At 49.3% G+C, this 6,700-nt stretch carries 6 protein-coding genes; all 6 read right to left on the bottom strand.

Annotated features, from left to right (window positions below; translation table 11 throughout):
• Nucleotides 1-46: 46 nt before the first annotated feature.
• The gene (locus AC27IB_RS06590; protein ID WP_487119734.1) at nucleotides 47-691 is read right to left on the bottom strand and encodes a DUF1826 domain-containing protein; all 645 of its coding nucleotides are present in this window, start codon (nucleotides 689-691) and stop codon (nucleotides 47-49) included.
• A gap of 2 nt (nucleotides 692-693) precedes the next feature.
• On the bottom strand, nucleotides 694-1,896 hold the full coding sequence (zigA, locus tag AC27IB_RS06585; RefSeq protein WP_487119732.1) for a zinc metallochaperone GTPase ZigA: 1,203 nt from the start codon (nucleotides 1,894-1,896) through the stop codon (nucleotides 694-696).
• Nucleotides 1,893-2,282, bottom strand: coding sequence for a MerC domain-containing protein (locus AC27IB_RS06580; protein ID WP_487119730.1), 390 nt, complete (start codon nucleotides 2,280-2,282; stop codon nucleotides 1,893-1,895). The genes zigA and AC27IB_RS06580 overlap by 4 nt, the downstream gene beginning before the upstream one ends.
• A 104-nt stretch (nucleotides 2,283-2,386) precedes the next feature.
• Nucleotides 2,387-2,938: a ZrgA family zinc uptake protein gene (locus AC27IB_RS06575; protein ID WP_296044726.1), complete on the bottom strand. Its 552-nt coding sequence runs from the start codon at nucleotides 2,936-2,938 to the stop codon at nucleotides 2,387-2,389.
• A gap of 136 nt (nucleotides 2,939-3,074) precedes the next feature.
• Nucleotides 3,075-5,204, bottom strand: coding sequence for a TonB-dependent siderophore receptor (locus AC27IB_RS06570; RefSeq protein ID WP_487119728.1), 2,130 nt, complete (start codon nucleotides 5,202-5,204; stop codon nucleotides 3,075-3,077).
• A 94-nt stretch (nucleotides 5,205-5,298) separates the two neighbouring features.
• Nucleotides 5,299-6,333, bottom strand: coding sequence for a CobW family GTP-binding protein (locus tag AC27IB_RS06565; RefSeq protein ID WP_487119726.1), 1,035 nt, complete (start codon nucleotides 6,331-6,333; stop codon nucleotides 5,299-5,301).
• Between the last annotated feature and the right edge of the window lie 367 nt (nucleotides 6,334-6,700).

The raw sequence follows: 6,700 nt of genomic DNA, 5'->3' as shown, positions 1-6,700 counted from the left end.
ATTAATAGTCAGATTAATGTACTCTGACCCCATTATTTTTGCTATTTTACATCGCATCCAGCGTGAGCAGGAGCCGTGGCTGGCTGCTCTCTACCTGCGGCGAGCGATGTACCAGCGGCGTGTGTTCATTGCCTGCCCACATGGAGCCTTTCAGCAGCGCAACTTCGCCTTCTCGCAAGGTACGAATGTTTTCACTATGATTATCAACATCACAAATCAGCCTGCCATCTTCAATAGCAATACACTGGTTAGGTAGCCACTGCGTACCACTGCCGTTATAGGTCATCACCAGGCGGCAAGGCACCCGGTCGAAATGAAACTTCGGGCACATGGCACTGTTAAGCGTGCGCAAACGCAGGCCCACTAACTCAGTGTCGAACAAACAACCGAACATATCCACCAGCGCCGCCACTTCTTCACTTAACGCTGGCCGCCAATGGCTGAGTGAATAATTCGCCTGCAGTGTTTCCAGTGCTTCACTAACCGGCACTTCTTCTGTGACATTAAGTGTAAGCCCTGCGTTTATGCCCTGCTTTACCGCACGTTGCACGGATCCTGCCAGTGGTCGTTGCCACACTGCCATGTTGAACTGCGGCTCATAAATATCGGCCAGAACATCGGTCTGACCACCAAACGCTTGCTGCGGCACTGCCACATCAATATCACGACTAAAGGAAAATGCAGTACTCATACTCAGGCCTCCCAGGCTGGAAACGGGTTGGGTAATAGCTGCCAGCCTGCACGCCCTGCTACCAGCATTTCATCGTCTAACAAGCAATTGTCCAGCGCTTCACGGATGGCTTTTTCGTTAAGATCCTGGCCGATGAATACCAGTTCCTGACGCATATCACCAAAAGGCTCCTGCCACTGTTCCATAATGGATTGGCGGTACTCTTCGTCTTCCGGCCAGTCTTTAGGATCTACCGCTTTCCAGAACATACCGCCATAGCCATAACGGGCAATGCCGCCAGCCTGGCTCCACTGACCGGCATAAAATGGTCGGCTGGCCAGCCAGAAATAGCCTTTGGATCGAAGCAGCTTGCCGTAGCCACGCTCGTTATGCAGAAAATCATAAAACCGCTGGGGATAAAAAGGCCGCCTGGCGGTATAGGTAAAGCTGCTGATCCCGTATTCCTCGGTTTCCGGAATATGCTCGCCGCGCATTTCCTTTAGCCAACCCGGTGCCAGTTGCGCTTGCTCAAAATCGAACAAGCCGGTCCCCAATACCTCTTTCACATCAATATTCCCCTGTGAAATAGGAATGATTCGGGCTCGGGTATTGAGCGTGGTTAAAATGGCCTTCAGCCGGGTAATGGCTGCTTCATCCACCAAATCGGTTTTGCTGATCAGTATGACATCGGCAAACTCCACCTGATCAATCAACAAATCGGCAACGCTTCGCTCATCGTCTTCACCCAATGACTCGCCGGCTTCCTGCAGGTATTTCGCTTCCTCGAAGTCGTTAGAGAAATTCACTGCATCAACCACGGTTACCATGGTATCGAGCTGGGCAACATCGGCCAGGGTGACGCCGTCTTCATCCTCAAAGGTAAAGGTTTCGGCTACGGGCAAGGGCTCGGAGATGCCAGTGGATTCAATCACCAGGTAATCAAACCTACCACTGTTAGCCAGCTCGCGTACCTCGATTAATAAATCTTCGCGTAACGTACAGCAGATACAGCCATTGCTCATTTCCACCAGTTTTTCTTCACTGCGGTTTAAACTGACCTCGTTCTTAAGCACCGCTGCATCAATATTAATCTCACTCATGTCATTAACGATCACCGCTACGCGCAATCCTTCGCGATTGTTAAGGATATGGCTCAGTACGGTGGTTTTACCGGCGCCCAGAAAGCCTGAGAGCACCGTTACCGGTAAACGTTTTGCTGCCTTCATCGGCTACTCCGGGGTCTTAGCTGAAAGTTTCGGATATGGGCAACTGCAATCATTATTGATGCCGCTACGGTTAGTGAGATCTCTCCCGTTTCGCCAAGATAGTCGTGGCCGAACAAGGCGGCGAGTAGCAGTAACCCAAGCCCCGCACATCCGCTAATCAATACAGTACGAGTATGGTGATGAAGATAGCCGGCGATGAGTGCGAACAGGCCAACGGGTAAAACAAAAAACAAAATCACCTGGTGGAATAATTCGTGAGTATCGGCTAAAACTGCGCCCAGAGTTGGCAGGATGATGAGCAGCACGGGCATGGCCAGACAGTGAATAACACATAGTGCCGACAAACCTATGGCCAGTTTATCGCCCAGTGATTGAGTTTGCTCCATACAATGACTCCTTTAATGTGAATACTGAGTAACACGGACAAGTGAGATGAACATCACTGTTTACCTCATTTTTCTGGTAAAACCGGTTTAGCATTGGCTGCGGCTTACCAACTGATGTATCGGGCGGATGGCGTTAGGTCTGCCTTTCCCTGTCCGGCACTGATGGACCATTGCGTGTCCAGCAGTTCTAACGATGAGGCGATATCAAACAGATTAACCTTTACTCTCTGAGGCTCTTGCTCACAGTGCAGGGAGTAGCTTAACGTGACTTCAGAGTGCGTCTCAGTGTCAGAGTGTTGAGCATGCTCATGGTGATGCATTTCATGGTTGGCGAAATCAAACTCATGCCCAGCCAGCCGACAATTGCCGCCGATCAGGTCGAAAGCTTTTTTGGGAGAAGCCAGAGTCTGCTTCAATGCCAAAATGCTATCAGCACTCTCTCCTGTTGGTTGAGTATGTCCAAAAGCCTGTATATCCGCGGCTGGCAAACGAAATTGCAACTGCCAGACGTTTTCTTGCTGAGCAATCAACAAGCTCCCCTGTCCATGCACATGTGCTGCTTCAGCGGCTGACACCGGCTGATGAGTAACACTCACGGCGCCAACAAGCAGCAGGCTGAAAGGCAAAAGCTGAGATAGTTTAAGATAGATAGTCAATAGTCTGTTCCTTAAAGGTCCGGGGCAGGACCTGCATTGCTCCGCATATAGGTTGATGAATTTAACCACCCCACAATTGTTACAATATAACATAACATCCATGTGTGCAATGCAGATCCTTATCGTTCACAAAAAATCAGAACTGGTATTTCACGCTGACGTTGTAGTTCAACGGTGCGCCAGGGATGGTCCACAACTTATGATAGGAGTTTTCAAAGTAAGTCTTATCAAACAGGTTGTTCACGTCGAAGCGGACACTCAGTTGCTGACTCAGCTCTACCGAGGCGGCGAGATTTACCAGCGTATAAGACGGTAACAGATAGCTCGCATCCGTGGTCTCGCCCAGGCGGTCTCCCACATAACGCATGATAGCGGAGAAAAAGGCTGGCCGGGCCATCACTTCATTAAAGTGATTCAGCGACACATACCCCGAGTTTTTGGCAATGTTGATCAAGCGCGAACCTTTCGGGATTGGCACGCCCCAATCAAGGTTGTTTACCTCATTGGCGGTTTTGGCATCGGTATAGGCATAGCCCAGGTCGATACTGGTATTTACTGATACATCGGTTGTCAGCTGAAACTCCACCCCCTGACTTTCTACCGTACCCAGGGTAGCGGAAAACCCGGTATTGGGTTCAGCTGTAAGCATGTTGGTTTTTTCAGCATCATAAATCGCCACACTACCAGAGAAGATACCCGCCAGATTCTGCCATTTAGCACCCACTTCAAACGAGGTGGTTTCCTCCGGATCAAACGCGTTACGGTCGGAATCCAGGCCTGGGTTTGGTCTGAAACCTTCGGCATAACTGCTGTACAGGTTAATGCTGTCGTTTACATCATAAACAACGCCCACCCTTGGAGTTACTACAGACTGGTCCCGGCTTTGCTCTGCGTCATTGATCTTATTAAGGATATCCTGTTCAAACTTATCCACCCGAAAACCCAGTAACAGCTTGGTTTTAGCATTGAGTTCAATGAGATCCTGCGCGTAAAAGCCCAGACCCTGTTGTTTTTCAGCCGTGAAAGTGGTTGGGGACACTTCCGGGCGGAAAATGGTGTAGTCCGGGTTATCCGGATTGATGCTGTATGTGGTATCCCCTGCGTCCCAGGCTGTACGCCAGCGACGATAATCGGTATCCAGGTGATAGTTGTAATAATCAAAACCTACCAACAGGTTATTGGTCATGCCAGCCAGCGTAACCTCACCGCTTAACTCAAACCGAATCGATAAGTCCCGGGCCTGATAGTCGCGGGTTCTGCGCTGCCGCGACAGAATATTCGGATCGGTATACAGTAATTGCCGGCCCGCTGAAAGCTCGGTATCAGAAGACATGCCCTGCATGGAAGAATCCCGGTAAGCCAGGCCAGACAGTAAGTGCCAGTCTTCGGTCAGCTCATGATTAACCACCAGCTGATGACCCACCGCCTTTACCTCATGAGCCCCGTCGCGCACATCGCCGTAAAATGCTTCCACGTCAACGTCATCAAAGTGGTTATCCAGAATAAATATGCCACGATCGAGTGGTTTTTCCTGGTCGAGAATTTCCATTTCGTAACTCAGGCTGGTGTCGGCCGAGAGGTTCCAGATTAACGAGGGGCTCAGATTCAGATTCTTGAAAAAAACGTGATCCCGATAGGTATCAGAGTCTTCATAAGAGCCATTCAGGCGATAGGCCAGTTCATCGTTGAGGCCGTTGGTATAGTCAAACTCGACCTGCTTTTTATCGAAGTTGCCAACGGTGCCCTGAATATAACCCTGCTCGTCAAACTGCGGCTTTTTGGTAATTACGTTAATGGTGCCGCCAGGCTCACCCTGCCCGTAGAGAGCCGAACCTGGCCCCTTCATGACTTCAATGGTCTGAATATTCGCAGTACTTCTGTTGCCACTGTAACCACGCACGTTAAAGCCGTTAACCAGATAGCCGGTAGGATTGTTTTCATCGCCGGAAAAACCACGAATGGCAAAGCTATCGAACATGCCACCAGAGTTATTCTGGCGCACAATGGCCGGTGAAAAGTCCAGCGCATCAATAAACCGGGTAATCCCCTGGTTTTCCAGCAAGGTAGCGTTAATGCTATCAACTGCCTGTGGCGTATCGATTAATGGCACATTGCCCCGATAAGGCTGATAGTGCTTTTTCACCTCGATATGCTCGACTTCTTCACCGTTTGGCTGCGCCGGGTTTTGTGCGATGGGTGAAACGTTATCCTGCGCTGCTGCACCAGCAGATAAAACGAATAATGAATATAATAACGACTGCTTCATTGATTATGTGTAAGTGAGTGAGAAAGGCTGCGAATGATATAATATAACATAACACTCAGCAACCGTAGAAAAGCCACCTATTATAAAAAATTTGCTAACTCATCCCATTACCTACACACGCCCGCAAGTTAGCCTGCAACTCAGGAGGAAGCTCAGTAGCGATGATTTCAACCCGGCTCTCAGCACATTCATCAAGGGCTATTTCGGTTAATCCATCCGCCGTGAGGTTGTAGCCAAATATGCCGGCATCGGTAATAAATACGCCTTTTAGCCTTTCCGCTTCCACGCTCGCTAACAGTAAACGCAGTTGGTGGTAATCAAACAAGCAATCCGGTGCAAAGCGCCACCCCACACTGTTAAACCCTTCGCCGCTGTTTTCAGCCGATAACATCCCTCCAATTGGCAACTCTTGCTCTGCAGCCAGTGGCTTTTCGTTGGCAGCATGATGATGACCATGATTGTGGTGCTGATGCTCTTCATGATGTTGCGGCTGTTGATAATTTGCAGCGGCCCCGTCAAGGCTAGCCAGCGACACTTGCCCATGCTCGGTCAGCAGCAACTCCGTACCCGCCTGACAATGTTCTCTCACATAGTGTGCTAAACGCTCACCCTCGTCAGTGCTATACAAATCCTGTTTATTACCAACAACAACATCGGCGATAGCCAGTTGCTGATTGAAGGTATCGTGGCTGGTATATCTTGCATCACTCAATTTACGGGCATCCACCAGGGTGATGGTTTTGTGTATGGATAGCACCGGTTGATAATGCTCGGCAGTGAGAACCTGCATGACTTCCTTGGGGTGGCCGAGACCGGTGGGTTCAATAATAAGCCGATGAGGGCGGGACTCTGCCAATAACTGGTTTAGGGCTATCTGCATCGGCAGACTTGCCGCACAACACATACACCCGCCCGGCACTTCCCGAATAAAAACATTACTTTGATTATTCAACTGACCATCAAACAAGCTTTTATCAATGCCTATTTCGCCAAACTCATTGACCAGAATGGCCCAGCGTTCATCCGCTGGCTTTTGCGCTAATAAATGTAAGATGGCCGATGTTTTGCCCACACCAAGAAAGCCGGTAATGATATTGGTAGGGACAGCCAGTATTTTGGCTTTTGTCATAATTGCGGCACCTGCTTGTAAAGAAAAAAGGCTTTGCATCTTATACGAAAGCTGACCGCAGATACTACCGGGAAACACTCTGAGTTGAGCAATCAAGTGAAGCACTAAAAGCGCCACTCACGGATTGATGCGAACTGAATTTACCTTTCGTTTAGTCGCCAGATAGTAGTCGCCGGATAGTCTGTGTTGCGCGGCTGCAGACAACACATTACTACTTTAGCACTAAATCGCTAATCACTTGGTCTGTAGCGAAAGTCGCGGAGGCTAAAACCGGGAACTTTTCCCGGTTATATAAGGGAATAGCTCCCTTGGATTGCAGCGCATCTCTTCTCATACTTACGTCATATTAACCACGTAATTACACAAA

This window comes from Alteromonas sp. 4NH20-0104 (genome assembly GCF_057547795.1).
The sequence above is the reverse complement of the archived record's forward strand: the minus strand, read 5'-3'. Positions and strand labels throughout refer to the sequence as shown.